The following is a 1521-nucleotide window of genomic DNA, read 5'->3' as shown; positions in this document are numbered from 1 at the left end:
CACTAGCGTTGCATAAAACTTCACGCGAAAATAACTACAATTAGCTATATATGTAATAATATAAGTGTTTTTCATGGCGATTATATAAAAAATCCCCTATTGTAGAGAGGTAGGCACGTTGTCCATAACTCTCTACAAAGGAGACCATCCATGGATAACGTTAATGCACGATCCGTCATTCGTCAAATGTTTTCCTTATTGCCTATTTGTGTTCATGAGCGGCTGCTTTTCGATCACTATACCAAGAAACTCACCACCATGAAGGCGATCTTCGTGTTTATCGCAGCACAACTCAATCACTGGTCTTCTTACAGCGAAATGGAATTCCACATTGCTGCACAACCGGAACTGCAACGCTTCTTACGCTTGGAGCGTATCAGTGGATCACAGCTTTCCCGAAAGCTCGACCAGATTCCGACGGAGTTGCTGAATTGGCTGTTTCATCAGCTCGTTGTACGCACGAGGCGACGCTCGTCTGGCCGCAAGGGCATTACAGCTCAAATCGGCAAGCTTCGTATCATTGACTCCTCCCGCATTCGCTTGCCTCTACAACTCGGAGATTGGGCACGCATGTCTACGGAGAGCAGCGGGGTCAAGATGCATCTTCGTCTCGTCGCAGATTCTCCGGAAACGCTGTTCCCCGATGCCCTGATTCCGACTTCCCTCAACGTGGATGACCGGGCTGGGGCGATCGAGCTCGTGACGGATTCCCGCGCTACTTACGTCATGGACCGCGGATACGAAGATTACAACAAAATGGACCAGTGGATCATGCGGAAAATTCGCTTTGTGATGCGTATTCGGGACCGGGCTTGCACCAGCGTTGTAGAAGAATTTGCTGTTCCAGAGGGGAGTCCTATCCTGCGAGATGCCCGGGTTCGCGTTGGCAGCACGTTTCGATCGATGGAGAAGACCGTCCGGTTGGTGGAGTTTCAGGATGAGCAAAATAAGCGCTACCGTGTGCTGACTTCGATCTGGCATCTGTCAGCCGAGGAAATCGCATACATCTACAAAAGTCGCTGGCTCATCGAGTTATACTTTAAGTGGTTGAAGCAACATCTACGTTTAACAAAGCTGCACAGCTATAAACCACAGGCGATTTGGAATCAAATGCTTTTGGCCCTCATCACAGCGCTGCTCGTCGAGGAAATGAAACAGAAATCGCAAGCCTCTTGTTCGACTTGGAGATTCCTTCAACTGCTGAGAGCTTACATGTATCATCCGCTCTCGGCCATAGTGGCAGAGTTGAATCGACCTCCAGGTCGAATATCACGAGGGAAGCCACCAGGCGCGGGTAGAAAAGCGATCTCGGTACGGACGACCATAGGGATCATCAACCCGAGCAAGGCCAAGAAATAGACATACGACACAGAATATCTAATTTCTGGAACTTCGTGACCTACGCTCTAGAGGCCTGTCGGCTTTTAGCTTGAGTGGCTAGAATGGAACTGTAAATATATGAAATCAAAGTAATAGGAATACAATCCAGTTCACTATGTGAGCATTTATGCAACGCTAGTG

Annotated in this window: 1 protein-coding gene; it reads left to right on the top strand. The window is 48.5% G+C overall.

Annotated elements, in window-relative coordinates:
• Positions 1-150 precede the first annotated feature (150 nt).
• Positions 151-1359, top strand: a complete 1209-nt coding sequence (locus tag B0G52_RS35115) for an IS4 family transposase (protein WP_094051097.1) — start codon at positions 151-153, stop codon at positions 1357-1359.
• Positions 1360-1521: the final 162 nt, after the last annotated feature.

Source organism: Cohnella sp. SGD-V74 (assembly GCF_003001675.1).
In the GTDB taxonomy this organism is placed as follows: Bacteria; Bacillota; Bacilli; order Paenibacillales; family Paenibacillaceae; genus Cohnella.
The sequence above is the reverse complement of the archived record's forward strand: the minus strand, read 5'-3'. Positions and strand labels throughout refer to the sequence as shown.

What these genes read in the sequence shown, in the direction of transcription:
- B0G52_RS35115 (WP_094051097.1), top strand. Translation starts at nt 151, where the DNA reads ATGGATAACGTTAATGCACGATCCGTCATTCGTCAAATGTTTTCCTTA.